The following is a 25,433-nucleotide window of genomic DNA, read 5'->3' on the forward strand; positions in this document are numbered from 1 at the left end:
GGACCCTGGCCGACGGCTGGGCCTACGCCCGACTCTATGAGTCGACCCGCCAACGCAACGACGCCCTACCCGGCTGGCTGCACTTCTACAATCACCACCGCGCTCACTCCACCATCGGCGGCCAGCCACCAGTCACCAGGCTGACCAACCTCCCTGGACATCACACCTACGGCGTCGTCGCCGCGCTCACCCTGGGCGTGGTCGACACGCTGTCCGACGGGATCACCACGGTGCTGACGTCGTGGGAGACCTGGGCGCTGGTCGTCGCCGTGGTCGGCGGGCCCCTGCTGCAGCAGGCCGCGTTCCAGGCCGGGGCGCTGGGGGCGTCACTGCCCGCGGTGGTCGTCGGGGAGCCGGTGGTGGCGGCGGTCGTCGGCGTGACCGTGCTCGACGAGCGGCTGTCCACCGGCGGGGCCGGGTGGGCGCTCGTCGCGGTGCTGGTGGCCGTGCTCGTGGTGGCGACGATCGCGCTGGCCCGGGCGAGCGCCGGGGCCGGGACCGAGAGCTCCGGCGGGCGGGCGCCGTAGCAGCGCGGTGCCGTCGGGGTCCTCGGACGACGGGGCGAACGCGTCGCCCGGGCTGCCGGTTCAGGGGGTGTGGCAGGCCCCGGGCCCGCAGGTCGGCGCGGCGCCGGCGCCCTGCACCGGCGCCGGTCCCGGCCCGGTGACGGCGAGGATCACGAACGCGACCAGCCAGATCAGCCCGCCGGCCAGCCCGGCCACCGACAGTCCCGCGGCCGAGATCGCCGTCCGGGACCGGCCCGGACAGGCACGGACCGCGCCCAGCGTGCCCAGCACCAGACCGCCGATGGCCAGGACCACCCCGGCGGAGGCGAACGCGAGACCGGCGACGGTCAGCGGCGACACCGCGGACAGCGCGATCGCGACGGAGACGAACACCGAGCCCAGCGCTCCCAGCACCAGCGCGGACGACCCGAGACCACCCGGCGGGGTGGTCGGCTGTCGGACGTCGGACCGGTCTCGGAGCACGGCACAAGGATCGGGGGTCGGACGGCCCTGCCGCTGTCGGGGACACCGCAGATCCTCAGTTCTGGGTACGCGGCGGGGGCCCCGGAACCGGCATACGGTGACCGCATGACCTCCATCGCCGAGAAGGCCACGAAGCTGCAGGAGCTGCACGCCGCGCCGGAGCTGCTGCTCGTCGTCAACGTCTGGGACGCGATCACCGCGAAGGTCGTCGCCGAGGCCCCGGGCACGACGGCCCTGGCCACCGCGAGCCACGGGATCGCCGCGTCCCGCGGCTACCCCGACGGCGAGCACATCCCGCGCGACCTCATGATCGCCGAGGTCGGGCTGATCGCGGAGGTCGCCGGGGACCTGCCGGTGACCGCCGATCTGGAGGCCGGCTACGGCGACCCGGGGGGCACCGTCGCGCGCGCGATCGACGTCGGCATCGTCGGCTGCAACCTGGAGGACCAGGTCAAGCCGCTCACCGAGGCGGTGAAGGCCGTGGAGGCCGCCGTCGCCGCGGCCGAGAAGGCCGGGATCGACTTCGTGCTGAACGCGCGCACCGACGCCTTCCTCAAGGCCGGTGACAAGGACCCCGAGGCCGTGCTGGCCGACGCGATCGAGCGAGGGAAGGCGTACCTGGACGCGGGCGCGTCGAACTTCTTCGTGCCCGGCAAGCTCGACGAGAACCAGGTCGGACGCCTGGTCGAGGCGCTCGGCGAGCGCAAGGTCAACCTGATCGGCATCCCGGGGTCGATCCCACTGGGGACCGCCCAGCAGCTGGGCGTCGCCCGCGTGTCCTACGGCCCGTGGAGCCAGAACGTCGCGCTGACCGCGCTGCAGGACCTCGCCACCGACGTCTACGCCGGCGGTGGGCTCCCCGAGGGCACCCGCAAGCTGAACTGAATGGCCCGGGGAGAACCGCTCCGACGCCGGCCCGGCGCGCGATGATCCGCTCGGCGCACGGTGATCCGCTCCGCGCACGGTGATCCGCTCCGCCACGGTGATCCGCTCCGCCACGGTGATCCGCTCCGCGCGTGCGTCCGGACGCACGCGCGGAGCACGGAGGCGCGCGCGACGCCGATCATGCGGGGTCAGCGCCCGTCGGCGGGCGCGACCTCGTCCGGATCGGCGAAGGCCTTTCCCAGCTCGCGGGACAGGGCGAGCGCACGCTGCGCCCAGGCCGGGGACGCCCCGGCGAGCCCGCAGGCGGGCGTCGGGACGGCGAGGCGGGCCAGCCGCGGCCGGTCGAAGCCCAGCCGGTCGGCGAGGTCGTAGCCGGCGCGGGCCAGGTCGCCGATCGCCGGTTCGCGGGACGGCGTGGTGCCGGGCAGCAGCCCGAGGAACAACGGGACACCGCTGTCCCAGGTCTCACCGATCGCGTCGAGGGCGCTCGGTTCGGCGGTGCCCCCGGCGAACGCCGGTCGGGTCGCGTCGATGCCGACCGCGGCCGCACCGGTGCCGGCGAGCAGCCGGATCGGCGGGCGGTCCGCACAGCAGTGCACGACGACCGGTGCGTCGACGCCGTCGACCAGGTCGCGGAGCAGGTCCTGGGCGTCCGGCGCGGCGATCGCGCGGACGGTGCCGTAGCCGGACGCGGTCGGCAACGACCCGGCGAGCACCGCGGGCAGACCGGGCTCGTCGAGCTGGACGACGACCGTCGCCCCGGTCCGTTGCGCGACCTCGGCGACGTGCGTGCGCAGCCCCTCGGTCAGGCTGGCGGCGAACTCGCGGACGGCGCCGCGGTCGGTGAGCACCCGGTGCCCGGACGTGAGCTCGACCGAGGCGGCGAGTGTCCACGGGCCGGTGAGCTGGATCTTCACCCAGGACGGGCGGATGTGGTCGCAGGCGTCGTCGAAGGCGTCCAGATCGCCGGACATCAGGTCACGGGACCGGCGCAGGTCGCGCCCGGGGTGGGCGGTGACCCGCCAGCCGGTCGGCACGACCTCGACGGCGAGGTCCACCAGCAGCCCGGCCGTGCGCCCGATCATGTCCGCGCCGACGCCGCGGGCGGGCAGCTCGGGCAGTGCCGGGAACTCGGGGGTCTCGCCGGTGACCAGCGCGCACGCCTCGCGGATGTCGGTGCCGGGCAGTGATCCGACGCCGGTGCCGACGCCGACGGGCCACAGGGCGCGGGGCGCGGCGGGCTCGGCGGGGGTGTCGTCGACGACCTCGATCCGGGGCTGCGGCGGGTGGGTCTCGCCGGGACGGACGTCGCCGAGTCCGGCGGCGGCGAGCGCGGCGGCCAGCGGGTCGGTGGGGTCCGGGATGGTCACCCGCACAGTGTCCTCCGCGCTCCCGTCCCGGCGCGTGCGGCCCCGGTCCGTCGGCGGCGGGCATGATCGGCGGACGTGGCGCGCGGAGGCGGGTGAGCCGCACCCGACGCTCCACCGTCGGCGATCACCAGAGGGCGGAGTCTCACTGCAGGGCGAACACCGGGTGGCGGGGTGCGGCGGCGGCCAGCTCGGCGTCGGACGAGGAGGCGTCGACGCCGTCGAAGAACGCCCCGACCTCCCAGGCCCAGCGGCGCAGGTACTCCCGCAGCACCGGGACGGCGACGGCCGGGTCGGTCAGCTCGGTCGCGGCCACCCGCTCGGTGCGACGGCCGACGGTCAGCTCGGCCTCCCCCGCGACGCGCAGGTTGCGCACCCACTGGGTCTCACCGCGGGCGGCGACGAGGTACCGCACGCCGTCGTGATGCAGCGGGTTGACCGGCGTGGTGCGGACCTCGCCGGAGCGACGGCCGCGGACACCGAGCACCGCGGAGCCGGCGAGCGGGAGGCCGAGCCGGGTGAGGCCGGCGACCAGGGGGCTCATGACCCTTCGGGTGAACCGGCCGGGGGCGAGGTAGCGGGACCGAGAGCGCTGATTCTTCCTGAGAGCAGTGTTCACCCGTCAACGCACGAAAGCGAGAGCAGTGCTCTCGTCGGGAGTGCACCGAGATGCGGATCAGCGGGCTCCGGCGACGCGTGGGGCCCGCTGAGGTGCATCTCGGCGGACGGCGATCCGCCACGGCAGCGCCCGGCGCCGGCGGTTGCGGCGCACTCCCGGCGGCCGAGTCCGGGCGGGCCCCAGCGGGACGTGGCCGGCCCGGCAGTACGTGTCGGACGGTCCCGGTCAGGGGGACCCGGTCGGGCAGCCCGGTCAGGCAGTCCCGGTCAGGCAGTCCCGGTCAGGCAGTCCCGGTGATCGTCGCCGACCCCAGGACGATGTCGCCGTCGTCGTCGGGGCGGTAGAAGGCGACGGCCTGCCCCGGGGCGACTCCGCGCAGTGGCTCGGCCAGGTCCACCTGCACGGCGGAGCCGAGCGGGGTGACGGTCGCGGGTGCGGTGCCGCCGTGCGCGCGGACCTGCACGACGCAGCCGAACGGCGCGTCCGGCGCCGCGCCCGAGGTCCAGACCGGGGTGCGCGCGGTGATCGCGGTGACGTCGAGCGCCGCCTCCGGGCCGACCCGCACGGTGCCGCTGACCGGCTCGATGCCGAGCACGTAGCGGGGACGGCCGTCGGGGGCCGGGCGGTCGATCCCGAGCCCCTTGCGCTGCCCGACGGTGAAGCCGTGCACGCCCTCGTGGGTGCCGAGGGTCTCGCCGGTGGCGGCGTCGACCAGGGCACCGGGGCTGCTGCCCAGGCGGTCGGCCAGGAAGCCCTGGGTGTCACCGGTGGGGATGAAGCAGATGTCGTGGCTGTCGGGCTTGCCGGCGACGCGCAGCCCGAGCCGGGCGGCCTCGGCCCGGATCTGCGGCTTGGGGGTGTCGCCGACCGGGAACATCGCGTGCCGCAGCTGGTCGGCGCGCAGCACGGCCAGCACGTAGGACTGGTCCTTGCCGCCGTCGGCCGAGCGACGCAGCACCGGTCCGGCCGGGTCGAGCCGGGCGTAGTGACCGGTGCAGACGGCGTCGAAGCCGAGTGCGAGGGCCCGGTCCAGGACCGCCGCGAACTTGATCTTCTCGTTGCACCGCAGGCAGGGGTTCGGCGTCTGGCCGGCGGCGTAGGCGGCGACGAAGTCGTCCACCACGTCGCGGGTGAACTCCTCGGACAGGTCCCAGACGTAGTACGGGATGTCGAGGACGTCCGCGGCGCGGGCGGCGTCGCCCGCGTCCTCCTTGGAGCAGCAGCCGCGCGACCCGGACCGCATCGCGTCGCGGGTGCGCGAGAGCGCGAGGTGCACACCGACGACGTCGTGCCCGGCGGCGACCGCCCGCGCGGCGGCGACCGCGGAGTCGACGCCACCGCTCATCGCAGCGAGGACCCGCACGGCTCAGCCCGTGACCGACGCGGGGGTGCGACGGCTCGCGTTGCGGGCCCGCTCCACGACCGACCCGATGGCCCCGGCGACCGCGGCCACGTCGGCGGAGGTGCTGGTGTGCCCCAGGGAGAAGCGCAGCGACCCGCGGGCGGTGCACTCGTCGGCGCCCATCGCCAGCAGCACGTGGCTGGGCTGGGCGACGCCCGCGGTGCAGGCCGAGCCGGTGGAGCAGTCGATGCCGTGGGCGTCGAGCAGCATGAGCAGGCTGTCGCCCTCGCAGCCGGGGAACGACAGGTGCGCGTTGCCGGGCAGCCTGCCGGGACCGCCGTCGACCCGGGAGTCGGTCGTGTCGCCGTTCAGCGCCGCGTCGGGCACCTCGGTGCGCACGACGCGGATCAGCTCGTCGCGCAGCCCGGCCAGGTGCACCCGGCGGCGCGGCGCGGCGGCCACCGACTCGACGACGGCCGCCGCCAGTCCGGCCACCGACGGGACGTCCAGGGTGCCGGAGCGGACGTCGCGCTCCTGGCCGCCGCCGTGCAGCAGCGGGGTGCAGGCGACCTCGCGGCCGAGCAGCAGCGCGCCCGCGCCGTAGGGGCCGCCGAGCTTGTGCCCGGTGAGGGTGAGCGCGTCGGCGCCGCTCGCGGCGAAGTCGACGTCGAGGATGCCGACGGCCTGCACGGCGTCGGTGTGGAACGGCACCCCGAACTCATGGGCGACGGCGGCGAGCTCGCGCACCGGGTTGACGGTGCCGACCTCGTTGTTGGCCCACATGACCGAGACCAGGGCGTTCCCGTCCGGGTCCTCGGCGAGCGCGGCACGCAGCGTCTCCGGGTGGACCCGGCCGGTCGCGTCGACCTCGAGCAGCCGCAGCCGGGCACCCTCGTGGGTGGCCAGCCACTCCGCCGCGTCGACGACCGCGTGGTGCTCGACGGCCGAGACCAGCACCCGCGAACGGCGGGGGTCGGCGGCCCGGCGGGCCCAGAACAGGCCCTTGACCGCGAGGTTGTCGCTCTCGGTGCCGCCGGTGGTGAACACGACCTCGGACGGGCGCGCGCCGACCGCCTCGGCGATCCGCTCACGCCCCTCCTCGACCGCGCGCCGGGCGCGGCGCCCCGACGAGTGCAGCGACGACGCGTTGCCGGTGCGGCCGAGCGCGTCGCTCAGAGCGGCGACGGCGGCGGGCAGCATCGGTGTGGTCGCCGCGTGGTCCAGGTACGTCATCGGCCTCCAGGGTAGACCCCGCCGTGACAGCGGTGCGTGCCGAACCCGTCGTGGACGACCGTCCGTCTCACACGACCGTGGCGGTCGCGGCGGGGCGCGGGTGACGGACCCGGTCGCGGGCCCGGGCGGCCAGCGCGCGCCGGTCGGTGCGCGGGCCCGGCTCGACGAGCTCGCCGACGGTGACCTCGCAGACCAGTCCGGGCAGCCGGAGCACCCGGCCGACGGTGTCGCCGAGGGTCTGCTCGCCGACGAACGCAGCGGCCGTCGTCGGCCGCCCGTCCGGGGTGGTGATCGCGACGGTGACCGGCCGGACCGGGGCACCCGCGTCGATCGCGGCCTGGAACGGCGCGCGCCGGTACTCCCCGGAGATCGCGCCGCACCACGTCGTCGCCTCGGGGAAGACCCCGACCAGCGTGCCGCCCCGCAGCGCGTCGGCGCAGGTCGCGACGGTGTCGGGTAGCCGGGACAGGCCCTCGCGGTGCACGAACAGGGTGCCGGTGCGGGCGGCGAGCGCACCGATCAGCGGCCAGTCCCTGACCTCCCGCTTGGCGAGCATGGTGACCGGGCCGATCGCGCCGAGCGCCGGGATGTCGATCCACGACGTGTGGTCGGCCACGACCAGCGCGCCCCGCCCGTCCGCGGGCGCCAGCGGTCCGCCGCGCACGACGAGCCGGACCCCGGCGGCGCGGAGCACCGCACGGTGCAGCGTCCGCAGGACCGGCTCCAGCACGCGGGCGCCGCACAGCGCGGCGACCGGGACGAGGATCGCGGCCACCGCCAGCACCACGAGCAGCGCCGCGGCACGGCGGGCCAGGCGCAGCGTGCCGGTCGTCGTGCGCGGGGGCAGGCACTCCTGCGGGGTGCACGGCGACCACGCCGCCCACGGCCCGCCGGGACGCCGCGACGCGGGCGGCGCCGGGGGGTGAGTGGGGTGGTCGACGACCGGGCGCACCGGGGTCCGCAGGGCGGCGCGGGCCGGGTGGTGCACCGCACCGCGCCGGTCCCCCGTCGCCGGGTCCGCCGGGGTGGGCGGGAGCACCGCGGCCCCGGCCGGGGGGACGGCCGCGGAGGCACGACCACGGGGCCGGAGGCGGCGGAGGGGGCGGAGGGGCGCGCCGGCGTCGCCCTCCGGTCCGGCAGCGAGGGTCATGCGCCCGTCACCCCGGCGGCGTCCTCGCCCAGGAAGAAGCGCAGGTAGCGCTGGTCGATGTGGTCCATCCCCAGCAGCACCGGGAAGTCCGCGACGCCGAAGTCCGGGTCGTGCGCGGGCGGCCCGCACACCCAGGTGCCCAGCCGCAGGTAGCCGCGCAGCAGCGGCGGGACGGCGACCCCCCGGCCGCGCGGGACGTCGGTCGGGTCCCAGGGGCGGAGCGGGACGGTGCGGTACTCCGAGGGGGCGAGGTGCTTGGCACGGACCCGGTCCCAGACGCCCGCGGCCTGGGCGCCGCCGTCGGCCAGGGAGACGCTGGCGCAGCCGATCAGCCAGCGGTGCCCGGTGAGCAGCATGTAGCGGGCGAGCCCGGCCCACGCCAGCCCGACGACGGCGCCACCGCGGTGGTCGGGGTGCACACAGGAGCGGCCGGTCTCGACGATGCCGGACCGCAGCGGGTCGAGGGCGGTGAGGTCGAACTCGCCGTCGGCGTAGAGGCCGCCCGCGGCGCGCGCCCGCTGCGGCGGGAGCATCCGGTAGGTGCCGACGATCTCACCGGTGGCGTCCTCGCGGACCACGAGGTGGTCGCAGTGGGCGTCGAAGCGATCGACGTCGCGGCCGGGGACGGCGCTGTCGAGCCGGGCGCCGAGCTCATCCGCGAACACCCGGTGCCGCAGCGCCTGCGCCGCGGCGACGTCGCCGTCGTCGGTCGTGAGGAGCAGGGAGTACCGCCGGGCCGCGGTCTCCGGGGTCGAGACGATCACCTGGGTCACACCGGGTTGGTACCGGGCGGGTGCGACACCCGGACGGTTCCGCGACGACACGTCGGTGGCATCGGAGTGAACGGTCCCGGACAGGTGTCGTCGCAGGCAGGAGCAGGTGAACGGGCCCCGCACACACGACGACGCCCGGGTGCGCGCGGCACCCGGGCGTCGACCGTGTGGCGGACCGGAGGGGGTCAGCCCTTGCGCTTGGCGACTTCCTCCTGCAGCTGCGGCGCGACCTTGAACAGGTCGCCGACGATGCCGAAGTCGGCGATCTCGAAGATCGGCGCCTCCTCGTCCTTGTTCACCGCGACGATCGTCTTCGACGTCTGCATGCCGGCACGGTGCTGGATCGCGCCGGAGATGCCGAGGGCGATGTAGAGCTGCGGCGAGACCGACTTGCCGGTCTGGCCGACCTGGAACTGCGGCGGGTAGTAGCCGGAGTCCACCGCGGCACGCGAGGCGCCGACGGCGGCACCGAGGGAGTCCGCCAGGCCCTCGACGACGCTGAAGTCCTCGGCCGAGCCCACACCGCGGCCACCGGAGACGATCACCGTCGCCTCGGTCAGCTCCGGACGCGACCCGCCCTGGATCGGCTCACGACCGGTCACCGTCGCGGCACGCCCCGACGGCGCCGGGACCTCGACGGTCTCGCGGGCACCCGCACCGGCGGCCGCGGAGATCTCGACCGAGCCCGGGCGCACCGTGATGACCGGGTGCTCGGTGTTGGCCTTCGCCTCGGCGGTGTAGGCACCACCGAAGATCGAGTGCGAGACGCCGTCGGCGGAGACGCCCACGACGTCGGACAGCAGCCCGGAGTTCGTGCGGATCGCCAGCCGGCCGGCGACCTCCTTGCCGTTGCCGGTGGCCGCGAGCAGCACGGCGGCCGGGGAGGCGGAGTTCACCAGCGACTCCAGGACCGTCGTCTCCGGGGAGAGGAAGTCGGTGGAGTCGGTCTCGGCGACGTAGATCTTCTCGGCGCCGTGCTCGGTCAGGCCGTCGGCCAGCTTGTCGGCGGTGCCCGCCGGGCCGACGACGACCGCCGACGGCTCGCCCAGCGCGCGGGCGGCGGTCAGCAGCTCGTAGGTGGTCTTCTTGATGTCGCCGTCGACGTGGTCGACGAGGACCAGAACCTCAGCCATGAGTATCTCCTGTGCAGAAGTGGTGTCGGTCGTCGATCAGCGTCAGATCAGCTTCTGGCCGACCAGGAACTCGGCGATCTTCGCGCCGCCGTCGCCCTCGTCGGTGACCTTCTCGCCGGCCTGCTTCGGCGGCTTCGGCGACGCCGAGACGACCGAGGTCAGCGCGTTCGCCAGCCCGACCTCGGAGGGGTCGATCCCGGCACCGGCCAGGTCGAGGGTCTGCACCGGCTTCTTCTTCGCCGCCATGATCCCCTTGAAGGAGGGGTAGCGCGGCTCGTTCGACTTCTCGCCGACCGAGACCACGGCGGGCAGCTCGGCGGTCAGGTGGGTGACGCCCTCGTCGGTCTCCCGCTTGGCCGTCACCGTGGTGCCGGAGACTGACAGCTCGTTGGCGTGGGTCAGCGACGGCACGCCGAGCAGCTCGGCGATCATCGCCGGGACCGCACCGATCTGGCCGTCCGAGGCCGAGTTGCCCGCGATGACCAGGTCCCAGCCCTCGACGGTGCCGATCAGCTTGGTCAGCGCCTTCGCGGTCTGCACCGCGCACGAGCCGTGGATCGCGGAGTCCGACAGGTGCACCGCGGAGTCCGCGCCCATCGACAGCGCCTTGCGGATCGCGTCGGTGGCCCGGTCCGGGCCCATGCACACGACGACGACCTCGGAGCCGTCGTTCGCCTCCTTGAGCAGCAGGGCCTGCTCCACGGCGCGCTCGTTGATCTCGTCGATCACCGCCTCGGCACCCTCCCGGTCGAGGGTGTGGTCGGAGTCGGACAGCTTCCGCTCCGAGTAGGTGTCGGCCACCTGCTTCACCAGGGTCACGATCTTCATAGGACCTCTTCGACCTCCTGCCGCGGCGGCCTGCGCCCACGCGCACACCGCGTCGTCCTCTTCGCGATCCGCCCCGTCGGGGTCCGGACCGTCTCGCGTCACCGTGACGGTGCTGCGCCGCGCGCTCTCGCGAGAGCGGGGTGGGCCGCGGCGTCGCGCCCGTCGTAGCCGGTGACTCTGCCACTGGTCGTGCCGTAATGGCACGCCGTGCCACTGTGACGTTCATTGTTACCAACGAGTAGCGCCCCGGCAAACCGGGGTCGGTCGTGACCGTACTCACGCGCGGTCCTCCTCACCTGGTGCACGCACGACGTCACACGCCGTACGCCCTGATCGGGGGTGGGGTTTCGCTACCGTCGACATCTCGCGCACTCGGCAGGAGGGAGCCGTCGTGCAGGTGACGGGGTTCGACGACCGTCTGGGGACCGGCTACGTGCTCAGCACGGGGCCGCACGCCGAATCCGACGTTGCGGGCACCAGGACGGTGGAGCACGGCGGTATCACCGTCCGGGCCACCGAGGGTCTGGCCGCGATGCTGGAGGACGCGCTGGTCCACCGGCCCACCACCCGTCTGGGGTGGGGCGGGCCGGAGGTGCCGCTGACCCTGGAGGACACGACGCTGCTGGCGTGGCTGCGCCAGGACATCGGCGGGGTGGTGGCGGTCAGCGGGGAGCCCGAGCCCGTCTGAGCCGCCCTCAGCGGCCCAGGTGGGCGAGCGCGCGGCGCGCGGCGTGCGCGCCACACATCCCGTGCGCACCCGGTCCGGGCGGCGTCGCGGCCGAGCAGAGGAAGTGCCCCGGTGCTCCGGTGTCGTAGGGCTGCAACGTCGTGCGCGGCCCGAGGACCAGCTGCCGCAGATCCTTGGCGCCGGTGAGGATGTTCCCGCCGACGAAGTTCGGGTTCCCCGCGAACGTGGCCGGGTCGGTGACCAGGGTCCCGACGACCCGCTCACGGAAGCCGGGAGCGAACCGCTCGATCTGCGCGGTGATCGCCGCGGTCGCGTCGCCGGTGTACCCGTACGGGACGTGCGCGTAGGCGTAGACCGGGTGCACGTCGCCGACCGACCGCGTCGGGTCGGCCAGGTACTGCTGCCCGACCAGCACGAACGGACGCTCCGGCATCCGGCCCGCGTGCACCTCGCGCTCGACGAGTGCGGTCTCCGCGGCCGACCCGGCGACGTGCACGGTCCCGGCCCGCCGCGCCCCGGGGGACGCCCACGGGATCCCGCCCTGCACCGCGTAGTCGACCTTGAACGCGGCCGGCCCGTACCGGAACCGCCGGTAGGCCCGCGCGGCCCGCGGCGGCAGACGGTCGCCGAGCAGCTGCGGGAGCCGGTCGGGGCCGACGTCCCACACCACGACGTCCGGGTCGCCCAGCTCGTCGGCGGAGCGGACGTGCACGCCCGTCTCGATCTTCGCTCCGTGTCCGGCGAGCACCGTGGCCAGCGCGTCGGAGATCGCCCGGGAGCCGCCCTGCGCGACGCCCCAGCCGTAGCGGTGCCCGGCGGTGAGGATGCCCATCCCGATCGCGCTCGACAGCGGGCGGTTCAGCGGCCGGAACGCGTGCGCGGCCGTGCCGAGGAACAGGGCGCGGCCCCGCTCGGTGCGGAACGCCCGTGCCAGCAGCTCGGCCGGCAGGACGGTCGGCGCACCGAAGCGGGCGAGCAGCAGCGGGTGGCCCGGGAATCGCAGCAACGGGCCCAGGAAGTCCTGGGACAGCGCGTCGTAGCTCCGGGACGGGCTGCCGAACAACGCACGCCACAGCGGCCCGTCGGCGCCCAGCCCGGCCGCGGTGTCGGTGACCGAGCGCAGCAGGATGCCTGCGTCGCCGTCGTCGAGGGGGTGGGCGCAGTCGACCTCGGGCAGGCGCCACCGCAGCCCGTGCCGGTCCAGGCCCAGCTCGGCCAGGACCGGCGAGCCGACCGCCATCGGGTGCACCGCCGAGCAGTGGTCGACGAGCAGGCCGGGCACGATCGCCTCGACCGTGCGGGTGCCGCCGCCGATCTCGTCGGCGGCCTCCAGCACGGTGACCTCGACCCCGGCCCTGGCGAGCACGGCGGCGGCGACGAGACCGTTGGGGCCGGAACCGACGACCGTCGCGGTGCTCATGTGTGTTCTCCCGTTTCAGCGGACCGACAGCAGGTGGTTCCCCCGCCGCCGCAGTTGTACCCGGACCCGGTGGCACAGGACGCCCCGTCCCGGGGACGGCTCACGACCGGCCCCGTGTCCCGGCGGTGCGGGTGCCCGGTCGCGACGACGCGGGCGAGCCGATCATCGTGGCGGTCCGCCACACCGCCACGCAGACGCGACGGGAGTTCCCGGGGGGCTCCTCAGAGCAGCGACGCATCGAGTCCGCCGTCCAGGACGAGCCCGCTCCCGGTGCAGAACCGGGACCGCTCGCTGGCGAAGAACAGCGCCGCCTCGGCGACGTCGGCAGGGGTGCCGTAACCCCCCTGCTTCTGCGCGATGAGACCGTCGAACCCGCCGGCGGGCAGTCCGAGCGCCGCCTCGAATCCCGGCTGCGCCGCCGTCACCAGGTCGGTGTCGATGAAGCCGGGCAGCAACGCGTTGACCCGCACACCGTGGGGCCGGAACTCCGTCGCCGCGGTCTTGGTCAGGTTCACGACGGCGGCCTTGGCGGCGGCGTAGTGGCCGATCAGCGGTGAACCGGTGGTCGCGGTGACCGAGGCGAGGGTGACGATCGTGCCGCCGCCCGCGGCGATGATCGCCGGGGCCGCGTAGCGGATCGACAGGAAGACCCCGTCGAGGTTCACCGAGGTGACCGCGCGCCAGGCGGCGAGGTCCATCTCCAGCAGCGGCTCGGGCCGCCCGACGCCGGCGTTGGGCACCATCACGTGCAGGCCGCCGTGCCGTTCGACGGTGTGGGCCACCAGCGCCTGCACCTGCTCCTCGTCGCGCACGTCGCACACCAGGTACGAGGCGCCCGCGATCCCGTCCGCGACCGACTTCGCGGCGGCCTCGTCGATGTCGGAGACGACGACCGTCGCGCCCTCGGCGCCGAAGCGCTCCGCGATGGCCCGTCCCAGTCCCTTGCCCGCGCCGGTCACGATCGCGACCCGGCCGTTCAGTGCGTCACCCATGGTGCGTTCCTTCTTCGTCGATGGGACGTCGGATGGGTCGGCGGGGCGGGCGGGCGTCGTGCTCCGCCCGCCCCGCCGGGACTCAGACCGCCGGGGCCCCGGCGGCGTCCTCGTCGGCGGCCGACCGCTGCGGGGCACGCCAGGTGACGGTCAGCGGGATGGGCCCGTTCGGCAGCCACGGCTGCTCGTTCACCGCGTCGGCCACGTTCCAGTACCCGCGCTCGACGACTCCGAGCGCCGCGGCGATCAGCTGGTAGTGCTGGACCTTCGCGTGGATCGCCTGCGACTCCACCCAGCAGACGACGAGCTCGCCCGGGGCGAAGCCGACCCGCCGCTGGACCGCGGAGATCATGTGCGCGTCGTGCAGGTGACCGTCGCCGAAGTTGAAGCCGATCAAGGAGTTGCAGGTGAACTCGGCCTCGCGCACGGTGCGGGAGTCGAGATCGTCGAGCCGGGCCGACAGCACCGAGAACAGCCCGCGGCCCTGCGAGTGCATCGACCGCCAGGCGATCGTCTGCTGCATGGTGACCTCCGCGACGGCGGCCGGGTAGCCCATCGCCTGGAGCTGGTCGACCTGGTTCCTGGTCGGCCGGTGCGCGATCGAGTTGAGCTTCTCCTCGGCGCCGGGGGCGAAGGTCCACAGCGCCGACGCCCAGTTCCCGGCGTACTGGCGCATCGACGGCAGGAAGGACACGAGGTCCGGGCGCAGGTTGCCGAGGACCGGGAAGAACACCAGCGCGGCCACGATGACCAGGGTCAGCGCCGGGGAGGACATGTCGGTGACGCCGAAGCCGTCGCCGTTGGGGAAGCCGAGGAACAGGAACACGGCGAGGTAGCCGAACAGGATGTTCCACTCCAGCGGCACGGCCAGCGGGAACGTCGAGGTGATGAACAGGTGGAACACCACCATGAGGACCACCCCGGCCAGCGTCAGCCAGTGGTTGATGGAGAACAGCAGCACCAGCGGGGTGATGATCTCGACGGTGGTGCCGCCGACGTGCGCCATGAACGTCGCGAGCTTCGACGGGCGGATGTCGCGAGGGAAGTCCCGGTAGTGGGCCCGCTTGACCCACTTCGACGGGACACACGGGCTGTTGGACACCATCGGCGGGATCACGTTGGTGAAGTGCCGGCCGAACTTGGACACGCCCGCCCCGATCCACACCGCGCAGATCAGCAGCTTCGCCGCGACGATCATGTCGACGAAGGGCAGGACACCGAAGAACACCATCGCCGGCAGGTACTGCTCACCGCGGGAGGCGAGGAAGATCGTCTTGTCGCGCAGGCCGCAGAGGATCAGCAGCACGATCGGCGCGACCATCAGCCACGGCGCGACCAGACCGGAGGTGTTGTCGGGCAGCACCGCCGACAGCGACGCGCTCGGCACGCCGGGCAGCACGACAGCGGTCAGCAGCGAGGCGAGCAGGCCCAGGTAGAGCACGACGTCGAGCACCGTGCGGGTGTCGCCGTCGGTCCCCGGGACCGCCTTCCACGGGCGCAGCCGGATGGTCCCGGGGCGGGCCCAGAACAGGATGCCACCGGTCATCGGCTTGAACTTGCCCGCGATCGGACCCCAGGAACCCGCGACGCCGATCGCCTCCAGCAACACCGTCCACAGCACGAGCTTCTGGTAGACGATGGGCTCGTTCCACCAGCCCGCGACGTCCCAGACCGGGCCGACGCCGGAGGTCCAGGTGATCAGGGTGGTGCCCACGAGCACGTAGAGGACCACCAGCTTGACGACGTAGGTCGTCGGGATCATCTTCGGCGATCCGAAGCCGTACTCCACCCAGTGCAGGGCGAGCGCCTTCGTGCGTTCGAACAGCGGCTTGTCGAGGAAGGTGTCGAGATCGACCGGGGGGAAGTCCCCCGTCTTGAACCCCATTGTTCATCCCCTTTCGGAGGGTGGCATGCGGTAGCCGTCCGCGGGCGTTTCCGGGCAGGTCGGCTCCCCCGCCGGACCGGGTCGGTCCGCGGGAGGTCGGTGTCGTATCGGTGCCGTGTCGGTGTCGGGTCGTGCCGGGTCAGCCGGTCGGGACGGCCGCCCGGCGCAGGGTGGGTTTGTCGATCTTGCCGACGGAGTTCTTCGGCAGGGCGTCCACGATCGTGATCCGGGTGGGGATCTTGATCCGGGCCAGTCGCCCCGCGCAGTGCTCGACGAGTTCCTCCGGGCTCGCGACGGCCCCGGGGAGCAGGGCCACGTGGGCGACGGGGACCTCGCCGAGGACCGGGTCGGCGGCACCGACCACGGCGGCCTCGTGCACGGCCGGGTGCGTGTAGAGCGCGTTCTCGATCTCCTTGGGGTAGAGGTTCTCCCCACCTCGGATGATCATGTCCTTGATCCGGTCGACCAGGACCAGGTAGCCGTCGTCGTCGAACCGGCCGACGTCGCCGGTGTGCAGCCAGCCGTCGCGGATCGTCTCGGCGGTGGCCTCGGGCAGGTTCAGGTAGCCGCGCATCACGTTCGGACCGGAGATCACGACCTCGCCCGGACCGTCGTCGACGAGGGTGCCGTCGGGGCCCATCAGCGCGACGGTCTGCCCCGGGAGCGGCAGTCCGACGGTGCCGGGACGGCGCGGCCCGCCGGGCGGGTTCAGGGTCGAGGCGCAGGTGCCCTCGGAGAGTCCGTACCCCTCCACCAGCGGCACGTCGAACCGGCCCTCGAAACGGGCGATCAGCTCGGCGGGCATGGGCGCCGCCCCGCAGATGACCAGGCGCAGCGAGCTCGTGTCGGCCACCGCGTCGGCGGGCAGCGCGGCGAGCATGGCGTAGATCGCGGGGACCGCGGAGAAGTAGGTGGGCCGGACCCGGGCGACCACGTCGAGGAAGGTCTCCGCCCGGAACCGGCCGGCGATCGTGGTGCGCCCGCCGGCCAGGAGCGGGGACAGGACGGAGACGACGATGCCGTTGACGTGGAACAGCGGCAGGACCAGCAGGCTGTGGTCGGTGTCGTCGAGCCCGATCCCGGCGATGATCATCTCGCACATGGCGCGGACGTTGCGGTGGTCGAGCATGACGCCCTTGGGCCGCCCGGTGGTACCGCTGGTGTAGATCAGCAGGGCCAGCGCGTCGTCGTCGGTGACCGGTTCCGGCGCGGCGGCCGGGTCCCCGGCCAGCTCGGCGACGTCGAGGGTCACCAGCGGCGACGCCGCCCGTTCCCCCATCACGACGCCCGCGCCGGAGTCGGCGATCTGGTGCCCCGCCTCGTCGACGGTCAGTGCCGGGTTGACCGGGGTGACGGCGGCCCCGAGCCGCCAGGCCGCGAACAGGGTGACCACGAGCTCGACCCGGTTGGGCAGCACGACCGCGACCACGTCGCCCCGACCGGTCCCCGCGGCGTGCAGGGCGGCGGCAGCACCCGCGACGGCGTCGGCGAACGCCGCGTTGTCGAGCGCGCGGGTCTCGTCGGCGATGCACGGTCCGGTCGGCGCAGCCCGGACGCGATCCTGCGGGAGCACGGCGATGTGCATCGGGGTCCTTCCCCTCGGTGTCGGACACGGCGTCGTCGATCGACCCGCCCAAGGTAGGAGCGCCGTGTGACCGACGCCATGGGCGTGGATCACGAACCCGGCCGGGCCGGTTGTACCGAGGACACAAAGCCGCGCCGGGTTCCTCGCGCTGCACCACGCGGACCGCGATCCTCGTCCGGGACGGACATGCCGCGGTACCCACGACGTTCCCCGTGCCGCAGGGGCCGGCGGTCGGTCACCGGTACGGTCCTGCCGCTCGACGGCGGCCCGTCCCCGACCCGCTGACCGCGCCCGACCCGCCCGACCCGCCGCCCCGACCCGAAGGAGCCGTCATGGCCGCACCGTCGCAGCTGCTCTCCCGCAGCGACCTGGACTTCCTGCTGCACGACTGGCTCGACGTCACCGCGCTGACCGCCCGTCCTCGGTTCGCCGAGCACTCCCGGGAGACCGTCGACGCCGTCCTCGACGTCTGCGCCGAGATCGCGGCCGAGCGGTTCCGCCCGCACAACAAGCGCAACGACGCCGAGGAGCCGCGCTTCGTCGACGGCCGCGTCGAGATGCACCCGGAGGTGGCACCCGCGCTGGCGGCGCTGGCCGGCACCGGCCTGCTCGGTGCCACCGCCGACGCCGACGCGGGCGGCCTGCAGCTCCCCCAGGTCGTGCACACGGCGTGCTCGGCGTGGTTCGCGGCGGCGAACATCAGCACCTTCGCCTACGCCATGCTCACCACGGCGAACGCGAACCTGCTGCTCGCGCACGGTTCCCCGGAGCAGGTGGACACCTGGGTGCGGCCGATGCTGGAGGGCCGCTTCCACGGCACGATGTGCCTGTCGGAGACCCAGGCCGGGTCGTCGCTGGCCGACATCACCACCCGCGCCGAACCCCGCGACGACAGCACGTACCGGATCACCGGCACCAAGATGTGGATCTCCGGCGGGGACCACGAGCTCGGCGAGAACATCGTCCACCTGGTGCTCGCGAAGATCCCCGGCGGTCCGGCGGGGGTGAAGGGCATCTCGCTGTTCGTGGTGCCGAAGTTCCTTCCCGACGGGGACCGCAACGACGTCGTGCTCGCCGGGCTGAACCACAAGATGGGCTACCGCGGCACCACCAACACCGTGCTGAACTTCGGCGAGGGCGCGCACACCCCGGGCGGCGAGCCGGGAGCTGTCGGATACCTCGTCGGCGAGCCGCACACCGGGCTCGCGCAGATGTTCCACATGATGAACGAGGCCCGGGTCGGTGTCGGCGCCGGCGCGGTGGCGCTGGGCTACACCGGCCAGCTCGCCGCGGTGGAGTACGCGCGGAGCCGGCCGCAGGGCCGCCCGGTCGACGCGAAGGACCCGGCGGCGCCGCAGGTCCCGATCGTCGACCACGCCGACGTCCGGCGGATGCTGCTCGCGGGCAAGTCCTACGTGGAGGGTGGGCTGGGCCTGGTCCTGTACTGCGGGCGGCTGCTCGACGACCAGCGCACCGCCGAGGACCCGGCCGACCGCGAGCGGGCCGGGCTGCTGCTCGACGTGCTCACCCCGATCGCGAAGAGCTGGCCGTCGCAGTGGTGCCTGGCGGCCAACGACCTGGCGATCCAGGTGCACGGCGGCTACGGCTACACCCGCGAGTACGACGTCGAGCAGCACTACCGGGACAACCGGCTCAACCCGATCCACGAGGGCACCCACGGCATCCAGGGCCTGGACCTGCTCGGACGCAAGCTCGCCATGCGCGGCGGCGCCGGGCTCGACGCCCTCGACGCGTTGCTCGCCGCGACCGTCGCGCGGGGCCGCGCCGCGGGCGGCGAGGCGGCCGAGCACGCCGACGCGCTCGACGCGGCCCGGGTGCGGCTGGTGGAGGTGACCCGCGCGCTGCACGCCGAACCCGACGTCGCGGCGCGGCTCGCGAACGCCTCGGTGCACCTGGAGGCGACCGGGCACGTCGTCGTCGCGTGGGTGTGGCTGGAGCAGCTGCTCGCCGCCGCCGGCCGCGACGACGACCTGGGCCGGGGCAAGCGGGCCGCCGCCCGGTACTTCTTCCGCTACGAGCTGCCGCGGACCGGGCCCTGGTTCGACCTGCTCACGTCGCTGGACCGGACCACCGTCGACCTCGATCCGGCCTGGCTCTAGGTTCGTCGTCGTGCCCGCCGACGTCGACGAGGTCGTGGCGGCCGTCGCCCGCGACATCGAGGCCCGGCTGCCCGAGCTGACCACCGAGATGACCGACTGGTTCGTCGGGGTCATCCCGGAGTTCCGGCACGACGAGACGGTCCGACGGCTGATGGTCGCGAGCACCGCGGCGAACCTGTCGGCGATCGTCGGGATGCTCGCGCACGCCATCCCGATGGAGCAGATCACGGTGCCCCCGGCGGCCGCCGAGTACGCCCGCCGGTTCGCCCAGTACGAGCTGTCGCTGGAGGCGCTGCTGCGCGCCTACCGGCTCGGCGAGCACATGTTCGACCAGTGGGCGATCGACGCGCTGCGCCGGCTGGACCGGCCGGGCCCCGACCCGCTCACCGTCCTGTCCGAGCTGACCGGCCGCACCAACCGCTACATCGACCAGGTCATCGGGGGCCTGATCGACATCTACGAGACCGAGCGACGGCGGTGGAGCACGCGTTCCGGCGCCGACCTCGCCGCGCGGGTGCGGATGGTGCTGGAGACCGAACCGCTGAGCGAGGCCGCCGCCCGCGAGCTGCTCGGGATCCCGGTCGGGGGCTGGCACCGGGCCGCGGTGCTGTGGGCGCCCGGGGCGGCGGGCGAGCCGGTCGACGACGCCGTCCTCCAGGCCGGGGCACGGCTGCTCGGCGAGGCGTCGAGCCGGCCACCGCTGACCGTGCTCGCCGACAGCCGCACCCTGTGGGCCTGGCACAGCGCGCCCGACGTGCCCCCGCTCGACGTCGCCCTGCTGCGGGAGCGGCTGCCGGGGCACCTGCGCCTCGCGCTCGGCGGAGCGGGCCGGGGCCTGACCGGGTTCCGCGGGTCGCTGGCGGAGGCCGTCCGGGCGCGGGCGGTCGCCGAGACCGACGAGGCCCGCCCGGCGGTCACCGACTTCGACGAGGTCGCGGTCGCCGCGCTGCTGACCGACCGGTCCGACGAGCTGCGCCGCTGGGTGGACCGGGTGCTGGCCGGGCTGACCTCCGACGAGCCGGGCGTGGACCAGCTCCGGGCGACGCTGCGCGTCTTCCTGGCCGAGGGCGGCAGCTACACCCGGGCCGCGGCCCGGCTGCACCTGCACAAGAACACCGTGCACTACCGGGTGCGCAAGGCCGAGGAGCTGCTCGGACGCCCGGTCGGGAAGGACCGGCTGCAGGTCGAGGTGGCGCTGCTGGCGGCCTCGCTGCTGCGGGGACGGCTGTAGGGCTCAGCCGACGCGGCGGCCGGGCGGGGGCTCGGCGTCGACCCGGTCCTCCTCGGGCACGACCATCGACAGCACCTCACCGAGGGCCTCGTCGTCCATCGCGCGCGGCTCGACCGGCTCGTCACCGAGCACGCCCGACACCACCCAGGAACCGGACCGCCCGGTGATGGTGAGCGACAGCGTCTCGTTCTCGTCCGCCGGGTCGTTCATCCTGGGCTCCTCTCGGCACGACGCCGTGGGCGTCACCCCGGCCCGCACGGCCGGGGGAAGGGCGGATACCCGTCGGTGGGCAGGCGTTACCCGTCCGGGGAGCGATCGCACGGCGACCGGCACGAACCGTGCGCCGACCGCGAACCGGACGTGCGCGACCCGAGGGCGGCTCAGCCCGGGTGCCGGCGACCGGGCGCGGGGGCCGGGCACGCGGGGCCGTGCGCGGCCGACGGTGGGACCGGCAGCATCGCCCACAGCATCTCGGCGAGGGCGCCGTCGTCCAACCCCTTGAGCGGCAGCGGTTCCCGGCCGAGCACACCCGACACGAGCCAGGATCCGCTACGGCCGGTGATGGTCAGCGTCACCGTGTCCTCGTCGGTCGCGATGTCGGTCATGGGTCTCCCTCCGTCGTGCCTGGCAGGTCCTGCGTCGGGCTCCACCTCTCCAGACGTCCGCGGTGACACTGCGTTGCCCCGCGTCGACGAGCGGTAGCGCACGCGAGGGGACCGGTGGGAGATCTCCCCGACGGGCGTGGTGAAGTCGGAGGGTGACCAGCAGCCTGCCCCTCACCGGGGAGCGCACCGTCCCGGGCATCAGCCACGAGAACTACTGGTTCCGCCGCCACGAGGTGGTCTACGCGGCCATCGCCGCCGACTGCTCGGGCGGCGTCGTACTGGAGGCCGGATGCGGCGAGGGCTACGGCGCCGACCTGCTCGCCGGGACCGCCCGCGCGGTGCTTGCGCTGGACTACGACGGGGCGACCGTCGCCCACGTCCGGGCCCGCTATCCGCGGGTCGGCGTGGCCCGGGCCAACCTGGTGGCGCTGCCGGTGCCCGACGGGAGCGTCGACGTCGTCGTGTCGTTGCAGGTCATCGAGCACCTGTGGGAGCAGGAGCGGTTCCTGCGCGAGTGCCTGCGGGTGCTGCGTCCCGGCGGGCGGCTGATGGTGTCGACGCCGAACCGGATCACCTTCTCCCCCGGCCGCGACACCCCGCTCAACCCGTTCCACACCCGCGAGCTCGACCCGCGCGAGCTGGCCGGTCTGGTCACCGACGCCGGGTTCGGCCGGGTCGTGGTCCAGGGGTTGCACCACGGTCCGCGGCTGCGCGAGCTCGACTCCCGCCACGGCGGCCTGATCGAGGCGCAGACCGCGCTGGCGCTGTCCGGGCAGCCGTGGCCGCAGGCGCTGGCCGTCGACGTCGCCGGCGTGCGGTGCTCGGACTTCGTGCTGCGCACCGGCGACCAGGCCGACCTCGACGCCTCGCTCGACCTGTTGGTCACGGCGACCCGGCCGTGAGCGGCACGCCCGTCGGGACGTTCTGCCTGGTCCTGCACTCGCACCTGCCGCTGCTGGCCCGGCACGGCCGGTGGCCGGTCGGCGAGGAGTGGCTCTACCAGTCCTGGGCGCACTCCTACCTGCCCGTCGTCGCGACGCTGCGCGAGCTGGCCGACGAGGGCCGCACCGGACTCGCCACCCTCGGGGTGACGCCGGTCCTGGCCGCCCAGCTCGACGACCCGCACTGCCTGCGCGGGGTGCACGACTGGCTCGGCGGGTGGACGCTGCGCGCGCACTCGGCGGCGGGCCGGCTGCCCGACCTGGCCGCGCACGAGCACCGGGTGTCGACGACGGCGACGGCGGAGTTCGAGCGGCACTGGCGCCACGGCGGGTCGCCCGCGCTGCGCGGGCTGCGCGACTCCGGCGCCGTGGAGCTGCTGGGTGGGCCGGCCGCGCACCCGTTCCAGCCGCTGCTCGACCCGCGGGTCCGGGCGTTCTCGCTGCGCGCCGGGCTCGACGACCACGCGCTCCGCCTGGGTGCCCGACCGGCCGGGATCTGGGCGCCCGAGTGCGGCTTCGCGCCCGGGATGGAGCACGACTACGCGGCCGCCGGGGTGCACCGCTTCCTCGTCGACGGCCCCGCGCTGCGCGGTGACACCGCGTTCGCCCGGCCGGTGGGGACCTCCGACGTCGTGTGCGTCGGCCGCGACCTGGAGATCACCTACCGGGTGTGGTCGCCCCGCAAGGGCTACCCCGGCTCGGCCGAGTACCGCGACTTCCACACCTGGGACCACGAGTCCGGCCTCAAACCGGCGCGGGTCACCGGACGGCGGGTGCCGACCGGGCGCAAGAAGCCCTACGACCCCGCGCTCGCCGCCCGCGCGGTCTCCCGCGACGCCGACGACTTCGTCGACACCGTCGTCGCGCGGCTGAGGGCGCTGCGTGCCGAGCGCGGCCGCCCGGCGCTGACCGTCGCCGCGTTCGACACCGAGCTGTTCGGGCACTGGTGGCACGAGGGACCGGCCTGGCTGGCCGCCGTGCTCCGCCGGCTGCCCGAGGCGGGTGTCGCCGTGCGCACCCTCGGCGACGCCGTCGACGACGGTCTGGTCGGCGATCCGGTCGACCTCCGGGAGTCCTCCTGGGGCTCGGGCAAGGACTGGCGGGTCTGGGCCGGGCCGCAGGTCGCCGACCTGGTCGCGACGAACGCCTCCGTCCAGTCCGACCTGCTCGCCGCCCCCCGCCCCGGGCCCGTCCGGGATCCGCTGGCCGACCTGCTCGCCGACCAGGCGTTGCACGCCCTGTCCAGCGACTGGGCGTTCATGGTCAGCAAGGACTCCGCCGCCGGGTACGCCCGCTCGCGCGCCGCCCTGCACGCCGGGCGGGTGGCGGAGCTGTCCGGGCTGCTGCGCGCCGGGCGCAGGCGGGCCGCTCGGCGCCGGGTCGCGGCCTGGGTGGACGCGCCGCTGCCGACCTTCGGGCACGTGGACGCGCGGGACCTGGGGCGGGTCTGACCGCGAACTCGCTCACCCGGTGAGCGAGTACGGAGAGGTAGGTGTCCGTGGACCACCGGCCCCGGACGCCGGGTTCACCACCACGCCGGGCGCGGCGGGGCGGAGGCCGGCGCGGCGGGCACGACGCCCCGGGGGTTACCACCGGTCCGGCGTTTGCCAGGATCGGGCGATGCGGGTGCTGATGGTCAGCTGGGAGTTCCCGCCGGTCGTCGTCGGCGGGCTGGGTCGGCACGTGCACGCGCTGTCCCGCGAGCTCGTCGCGGCCGGGCACGAGGTCGTCGTGCTGTCCCGGGCCCCCACCGGCACCGACGCCGAGACCCATCCGACCCGCACCGAGACCGTCGACGGGGTCCGGGTGCTACGGGTGGCCGAGGACCCGCCGGAGCTCGAGTTCGCCGACGACCTGGTCGCATGGACGCTCGCGATGGGGCACGCGATGCTGCGCCACGCCCTGACCGCGCTGCTGCCGGGCTGGCGGCCGGACGTCGTGCACGCCCACGACTGGCTCGTCGCGCATCCGTCGATCGCGCTCGCCGACGTCCTCGGCGTCCCACTGGTCGCCACCGTGCACGCCACCGAGGCGGGCCGGCACTCCGGCTGGTTGCCGGGCCCGCTGAACCGGCAGGTGCACTCCACCGAGTGGTGGCTCGCCCAGCGTGCGGACGAGGTCATCACCTGCTCCGCCGCGATGCGCACCGAGGTCTCGGCACTGCACGACCTCGACCCAGTCGCCGTCCACGTGGTGCACAACGGCATCGACCCGCGTCGCTGGCGGTCCCGCGCCGCCGCGGCCCCGGCGGGCGACGGACCGCGGATCGTCTACGTCGGACGCCTGGAGTACGAGAAGGGCGTCCAGGACCTGATCGCGGCGCTGCCCAGGATCCGGCGGCGGCACCGCGGGACCCGGCTGCTCGTCGCCGGGACCGGGACCCAGCAGGACATGCTGGTCGAGCGCGCTGCGCAGCACCGGGTGACGCGCTCGGTGACCTTTCTCGGCCACCTGCCCGACGGCGAGCTGACCGCCCTGCTGCGCGGTGCGGACGCCGTCGTGCTGCCGAGCCGCTACGAGCCGTTCGGGATCGTGGCGCTGGAGGCCGCCGCGGTGGGCGCGACGCTCGTCGCCTCGACCGCGGGCGGGCTCGGCGAGCTGGTCCGCGACGGCGAGACCGGTCTCGGGTTCGCCCCCGGCGACGTCCCCGGGATCGCCGACGCCGTGGACCGCGCGCTCACCGACCCGGCCGCAGCCCGCCGCCGGGCCCGCGCCGCCCGGGCCCGGCTGCGCACCGACTTCGCCTGGCCGGTGATCGCCGGGCACACCGCGCGCATCTACGCCGGTGCCACCGCGGCCGGGCCACGGGAGCTCCCCCGCCCGAAGATCCCCACCGGGAACCTGTTCGACACCTGAGCCCGCGGGGTGCTCAGGCCCGGTCCAGCCGGGCCTGCAGGGCCCGGTCGGCCTTGCGGGCCATGTCGGCGACGGCGGCGCGCTCGGCGGCGGCGGCCTCGTAGTCGGCACGCCGGTCCCGCACCACCCGCGCCGGGGTCCCGACGGCGATCGACTCCGCGGGGATGTCCCCGCGCGCGACCGCGTGCGCCCCGAGCACGCTGCCCGGGCCGATCCGGGTGCCGCGCAGCACCGAGGTCTTCACCCCGAGCCAGCAGCCCTCGCCGATCCGGACCGGCGACTTCACGATGCCCTGGTCCTTGATCGGGCGCCGGACGTCGTCGGTGCGATGGTCGAAGTCGGTGACGTAGACCCAGTCGGCGACCAGCGTCGTCGCGCCGATCTCGACGTCGAGGTAGCAGTTGACGGTGTTGTCGCGGCCGAACACGACCTTGTCACCGATCCGCATCGAGCCCTCGTGGCAGCGCAGGGCGGTGCCGTCGCCGATGTGCACCCACCGGCCGATCTCGAGTCGCCCGAACCCGGGGCGGGCCTCGATCGTGACGTCCTTGCCCAGGAACACCATGCCGCGCAGCACGACGTGCGGGTGCCGCAGCCGCAGCTTCGCCAGCCGCCAGTACCGCCGCAGGTACCAGGGGCCGTACGCGCGGTGGCGCAGGATCCAGCGCAGCGAGGTGAGGCTGAACAGCCTCGCCTGCTCCGGGTCGGCGTCGGGGATCGGCGGACGTCGCACCCGCCAGACACTAGGCGTGTGCACCGCTGCGGCGACGGGTACCTCCCGAGGACCGCGA

General features: G+C 74.6%; 24 protein-coding genes. 8 read left to right on the plus strand and 16 right to left on the minus strand.

Going from position 1 to position 25,433, the window contains the following annotated elements; all coding sequences use genetic code 11:
- Positions 1-527 (plus strand): DMT family transporter (locus FVA95_RS31590; protein ID WP_167306416.1); only part of this gene is annotated, 527 nt, incomplete at its 5' end.
- A gap of 60 nt (positions 528-587) precedes the next feature.
- Here the strand turns inward: FVA95_RS31590 and FVA95_RS12065 are convergent.
- Positions 588-989, minus strand: coding sequence for a DUF4337 domain-containing protein (locus tag FVA95_RS12065; RefSeq protein WP_149664297.1), 402 nt, complete (start codon positions 987-989; stop codon positions 588-590).
- 105 nt (positions 990-1,094) lie between these two features.
- Here FVA95_RS12065 and FVA95_RS12070 point away from each other — a divergent pair, with 105 nt between their 5' ends.
- On the plus strand, positions 1,095-1,874 hold the full coding sequence (locus tag FVA95_RS12070) for an isocitrate lyase/phosphoenolpyruvate mutase family protein (protein ID WP_149664298.1): 780 nt from the start codon (positions 1,095-1,097) through the stop codon (positions 1,872-1,874).
- A gap of 188 nt (positions 1,875-2,062) precedes the next feature.
- Here the strand turns inward: FVA95_RS12070 and FVA95_RS12075 are convergent, their stop codons facing one another.
- The 8 genes from FVA95_RS12075 to FVA95_RS12110 all read right to left on the minus strand — a co-directional run bounded on the left by FVA95_RS12075 (position 2,063) and on the right by FVA95_RS12110 (position 10,319).
- On the minus strand, positions 2,063-3,097 hold the full coding sequence (locus FVA95_RS12075) for a methionine synthase (RefSeq protein ID WP_240051440.1): 1,035 nt from the start codon (positions 3,095-3,097) through the stop codon (positions 2,063-2,065).
- Positions 3,098-3,386: 289 nt separating this feature from the next.
- Entirely contained in the window at positions 3,387-3,785 is a 399-nt protein-coding gene (locus FVA95_RS12080; protein WP_149664299.1) for a nitroreductase family deazaflavin-dependent oxidoreductase, read from the minus strand.
- Positions 3,786-4,140: 355 nt separating this feature from the next.
- On the minus strand, positions 4,141-5,223 hold the full coding sequence (gene mnmA / locus FVA95_RS12085) for a tRNA 2-thiouridine(34) synthase MnmA (RefSeq protein WP_149664300.1): 1,083 nt from the start codon (positions 5,221-5,223) through the stop codon (positions 4,141-4,143).
- A 3-nt stretch (positions 5,224-5,226) separates the two neighbouring features.
- The gene (locus tag FVA95_RS12090; RefSeq protein WP_149664301.1) at positions 5,227-6,435 is read right to left on the minus strand and encodes a cysteine desulfurase family protein; all 1,209 of its coding nucleotides are present in this window, start codon (positions 6,433-6,435) and stop codon (positions 5,227-5,229) included.
- Between the two features lie 67 nt (positions 6,436-6,502).
- The gene (locus FVA95_RS12095; protein WP_149664302.1) at positions 6,503-7,585 is read right to left on the minus strand and encodes a 1-acyl-sn-glycerol-3-phosphate acyltransferase; all 1,083 of its coding nucleotides are present in this window, start codon (positions 7,583-7,585) and stop codon (positions 6,503-6,505) included.
- Positions 7,582-8,358 (minus strand): GNAT family N-acetyltransferase, encoded by a 777-nt coding sequence (locus FVA95_RS12100; protein ID WP_149664303.1) that lies wholly within the window; start codon positions 8,356-8,358, stop codon positions 7,582-7,584. Before FVA95_RS12100 ends, FVA95_RS12095 begins: the two co-directional genes overlap by 4 nt.
- A 185-nt stretch (positions 8,359-8,543) precedes the next feature.
- Positions 8,544-9,491 carry an electron transfer flavoprotein subunit alpha/FixB family protein gene (locus tag FVA95_RS12105; RefSeq protein WP_149664304.1) on the minus strand — a complete coding sequence of 316 codons (948 nt, stop codon included), beginning with the start codon at positions 9,489-9,491 and terminating at the stop codon, positions 8,544-8,546.
- A 42-nt stretch (positions 9,492-9,533) separates the two neighbouring features.
- Complete coding sequence (locus FVA95_RS12110) at positions 9,534-10,319, minus strand: electron transfer flavoprotein subunit beta/FixA family protein (RefSeq protein ID WP_149664305.1); 786 nt, start codon at positions 10,317-10,319, stop codon at positions 9,534-9,536.
- A gap of 391 nt (positions 10,320-10,710) precedes the next feature.
- Here FVA95_RS12110 and FVA95_RS12115 point away from each other — a divergent pair, with 391 nt between their 5' ends.
- A complete protein-coding gene (locus FVA95_RS12115) occupies positions 10,711-11,007 on the plus strand; it encodes a hypothetical protein (RefSeq protein WP_149664306.1) in 297 nt (98 codons plus the stop codon).
- Between the two features lie 7 nt (positions 11,008-11,014).
- On the opposite strand, the gene FVA95_RS12120 is transcribed toward FVA95_RS12115, so the two are convergent.
- The 4 genes from FVA95_RS12120 to FVA95_RS12135 all read right to left on the minus strand — a co-directional run bounded on the left by FVA95_RS12120 (position 11,015) and on the right by FVA95_RS12135 (position 16,889).
- Positions 11,015-12,427: an NAD(P)/FAD-dependent oxidoreductase gene (locus FVA95_RS12120; protein ID WP_149664307.1), complete on the minus strand. Its 1,413-nt coding sequence runs from the start codon at positions 12,425-12,427 to the stop codon at positions 11,015-11,017.
- 221 nt (positions 12,428-12,648) lie between these two features.
- The gene (locus FVA95_RS12125) at positions 12,649-13,419 is read right to left on the minus strand and encodes an SDR family NAD(P)-dependent oxidoreductase (RefSeq protein WP_149664308.1); all 771 of its coding nucleotides are present in this window, start codon (positions 13,417-13,419) and stop codon (positions 12,649-12,651) included.
- An 82-nt stretch (positions 13,420-13,501) separates the two neighbouring features.
- Positions 13,502-15,304, minus strand: a complete 1,803-nt coding sequence (locus tag FVA95_RS12130; RefSeq protein WP_149664309.1) for a DUF3556 domain-containing protein — start codon at positions 15,302-15,304, stop codon at positions 13,502-13,504.
- Positions 15,305-15,443: 139 nt separating this feature from the next.
- Complete coding sequence (locus FVA95_RS12135; protein ID WP_149664310.1) at positions 15,444-16,889, minus strand: class I adenylate-forming enzyme family protein; 1,446 nt, start codon at positions 16,887-16,889, stop codon at positions 15,444-15,446.
- Positions 16,890-17,221: 332 nt separating this feature from the next.
- Here FVA95_RS12135 and FVA95_RS12140 point away from each other — a divergent pair, with 332 nt between their 5' ends.
- Complete coding sequence (locus FVA95_RS12140; RefSeq protein ID WP_149664311.1) at positions 17,222-19,009, plus strand: acyl-CoA dehydrogenase; 1,788 nt, start codon at positions 17,222-17,224, stop codon at positions 19,007-19,009.
- A 10-nt stretch (positions 19,010-19,019) separates the two neighbouring features.
- Positions 19,020-20,240 carry a CdaR family transcriptional regulator gene (locus FVA95_RS12145; RefSeq protein ID WP_240051439.1) on the plus strand — a complete coding sequence of 407 codons (1,221 nt, stop codon included), beginning with the start codon at positions 19,020-19,022 and terminating at the stop codon, positions 20,238-20,240.
- A gap of 3 nt (positions 20,241-20,243) precedes the next feature.
- Here FVA95_RS12145 and FVA95_RS12150 read toward each other — a convergent pair whose 3' ends face one another.
- Positions 20,244-20,450, minus strand: coding sequence for a hypothetical protein (locus FVA95_RS12150; protein WP_149664312.1), 207 nt, complete (start codon positions 20,448-20,450; stop codon positions 20,244-20,246).
- A gap of 170 nt (positions 20,451-20,620) precedes the next feature.
- Positions 20,621-20,845 carry a hypothetical protein gene (locus tag FVA95_RS12155; protein ID WP_149664313.1) on the minus strand — a complete coding sequence of 75 codons (225 nt, stop codon included), beginning with the start codon at positions 20,843-20,845 and terminating at the stop codon, positions 20,621-20,623.
- Between the two features lie 152 nt (positions 20,846-20,997).
- On the opposite strand from FVA95_RS12155, the gene FVA95_RS12160 reads away from it, so the two are divergent.
- From FVA95_RS12160 to FVA95_RS12170, 3 genes are all read left to right on the plus strand, one after another.
- Positions 20,998-21,747 (plus strand): bifunctional 2-polyprenyl-6-hydroxyphenol methylase/3-demethylubiquinol 3-O-methyltransferase UbiG, encoded by a 750-nt coding sequence (locus FVA95_RS12160; RefSeq protein WP_149664314.1) that lies wholly within the window; start codon positions 20,998-21,000, stop codon positions 21,745-21,747.
- Positions 21,744-23,237, plus strand: coding sequence for a 1,4-alpha-glucan branching protein domain-containing protein (locus tag FVA95_RS12165; protein WP_149664315.1), 1,494 nt, complete (start codon positions 21,744-21,746; stop codon positions 23,235-23,237). Before FVA95_RS12160 ends, FVA95_RS12165 begins: the two co-directional genes overlap by 4 nt.
- A 169-nt stretch (positions 23,238-23,406) precedes the next feature.
- A complete protein-coding gene (locus tag FVA95_RS12170) occupies positions 23,407-24,642 on the plus strand; it encodes a glycosyltransferase family 4 protein (RefSeq protein WP_149664316.1) in 1,236 nt (411 codons plus the stop codon).
- Between the two features lie 13 nt (positions 24,643-24,655).
- Here FVA95_RS12170 and FVA95_RS12175 read toward each other — a convergent pair whose 3' ends face one another.
- A complete protein-coding gene (locus FVA95_RS12175) occupies positions 24,656-25,375 on the minus strand; it encodes an acyltransferase (protein WP_149664317.1) in 720 nt (239 codons plus the stop codon).
- Positions 25,376-25,433 lie beyond the last annotated feature (58 nt).

The sequence above is a fragment of the Pseudonocardia sp. EV170527-09 genome (assembly GCF_008369905.1).
Taxonomy (GTDB): Bacteria; Actinomycetota; Actinomycetes; order Mycobacteriales; family Pseudonocardiaceae; genus Pseudonocardia.

What these genes read in the sequence shown, in the direction of transcription:
- FVA95_RS12120 (WP_149664307.1), bottom strand. Translation starts at nt 12,427, where the DNA reads ATGAGCACCGCGACGGTCGTCGGTTCCGGCCCCAACGGTCTCGTCGCC.
- FVA95_RS12080 (WP_149664299.1), bottom strand. Translation starts at nt 3,785, where the DNA reads ATGAGCCCCCTGGTCGCCGGCCTCACCCGGCTCGGCCTCCCGCTCGCC.
- FVA95_RS12130 (WP_149664309.1), bottom strand. Translation starts at nt 15,304, where the DNA reads ATGGGGTTCAAGACGGGGGACTTCCCCCCGGTCGATCTCGACACCTTC.
- FVA95_RS12070 (WP_149664298.1), top strand. Translation starts at nt 1,095, where the DNA reads ATGACCTCCATCGCCGAGAAGGCCACGAAGCTGCAGGAGCTGCACGCC.
- FVA95_RS12155 (WP_149664313.1), bottom strand. Translation starts at nt 20,845, where the DNA reads ATGACCGACATCGCGACCGACGAGGACACGGTGACGCTGACCATCACC.
- FVA95_RS12105 (WP_149664304.1), bottom strand. Translation starts at nt 9,491, where the DNA reads ATGGCTGAGGTTCTGGTCCTCGTCGACCACGTCGACGGCGACATCAAG.
- FVA95_RS12150 (WP_149664312.1), bottom strand. Translation starts at nt 20,450, where the DNA reads ATGAACGACCCGGCGGACGAGAACGAGACGCTGTCGCTCACCATCACC.
- FVA95_RS12095 (WP_149664302.1), bottom strand. Translation starts at nt 7,585, where the DNA reads ATGACCCTCGCTGCCGGACCGGAGGGCGACGCCGGCGCGCCCCTCCGC.
- FVA95_RS12090 (WP_149664301.1), bottom strand. Translation starts at nt 6,435, where the DNA reads ATGACGTACCTGGACCACGCGGCGACCACACCGATGCTGCCCGCCGCC.
- FVA95_RS12135 (WP_149664310.1), bottom strand. Translation starts at nt 16,889, where the DNA reads ATGCACATCGCCGTGCTCCCGCAGGATCGCGTCCGGGCTGCGCCGACC.
- FVA95_RS12110 (WP_149664305.1), bottom strand. Translation starts at nt 10,319, where the DNA reads ATGAAGATCGTGACCCTGGTGAAGCAGGTGGCCGACACCTACTCGGAG.
- FVA95_RS12140 (WP_149664311.1), top strand. Translation starts at nt 17,222, where the DNA reads ATGGCCGCACCGTCGCAGCTGCTCTCCCGCAGCGACCTGGACTTCCTG.
- FVA95_RS12125 (WP_149664308.1), bottom strand. Translation starts at nt 13,419, where the DNA reads ATGGGTGACGCACTGAACGGCCGGGTCGCGATCGTGACCGGCGCGGGC.
- FVA95_RS12170 (WP_149664316.1), top strand. Translation starts at nt 23,407, where the DNA reads ATGCGGGTGCTGATGGTCAGCTGGGAGTTCCCGCCGGTCGTCGTCGGC.